Origin of the sequence: Marinifilum sp. D737 (genome assembly GCF_026672275.1) — a bacterium.
GTDB lineage: Bacteria > Bacteroidota > Bacteroidia > Bacteroidales > Marinifilaceae > Marinifilum.
Map to the genome: position 1 here is coordinate 1 of NZ_JANQCD010000096.1, position 717 is coordinate 717.

Here is a 717-nt window from a genome sequence, read left to right on the forward strand (position 1 = left end):
GCTGTTCCGTTGGTTAAAAGGTTCGACTCGTAATCAATGTTGCCCGCTACGCTTACAACGCCCGTGGATGGGTCAATCGTGAACCAGCCGTGGAAGTCATTGCTTAGTGTATAAGTTACAGCATCGCCATCATTGTCAACCACATGGGCTGTAATGTGAACCAAATCGCCTGAAGAGGCACTCTCCGATATCTCGTTCGCTGCCAAATCGGTATCTGAAATGGTCTTGCCCGTTAAAACATCGTCGGTATCCCCTGTGGTATCATCAATTACCGTGATATCAAAGGTTCCCGTAGTGGAAGAGCCGTCGGCTGATGTTGCCGTTACTTCGATGCCCGCCTTGTGATTGGTCAGTAAACCTGACTCGTAATCAATGTTGCCCGCTACGCTTACAACGCCCGTGGATGGGTCAATTGTGAACCAGCCGTGGAAGTCATTGCTTAGTGTATAAGTTACGGCATCGCCGTCATTGTCAACCACATGGGCTGTAATGTGAACCAAATCGCCTGAAGAGGCGCTCTCTGATATCTCGTTCGCTGCCGCGTCAGTGTCTGAAATGGTCTTGCCCGTTAAAACATCGTCGGTATCCCCTGTCGTATCGTCCGTTACCGTGATATCAAAGGTTCCCGTAGTGGAAGAGCCGTCGGCTGAGGTAGCCTGAACCTCGATGGTCGCCTTGTGGTTGCTTAGCAATGATGACTCATAATCAACGTTGCCT

Annotated in this window: 1 protein-coding gene; it reads right to left on the bottom strand. The window is 50.2% G+C overall.

Annotated elements, in window-relative coordinates:
* On the bottom strand, positions 1-717 hold a 717-nt coding region (locus NQ163_RS20575; RefSeq protein WP_268192191.1), incomplete at both ends, for a cadherin repeat domain-containing protein.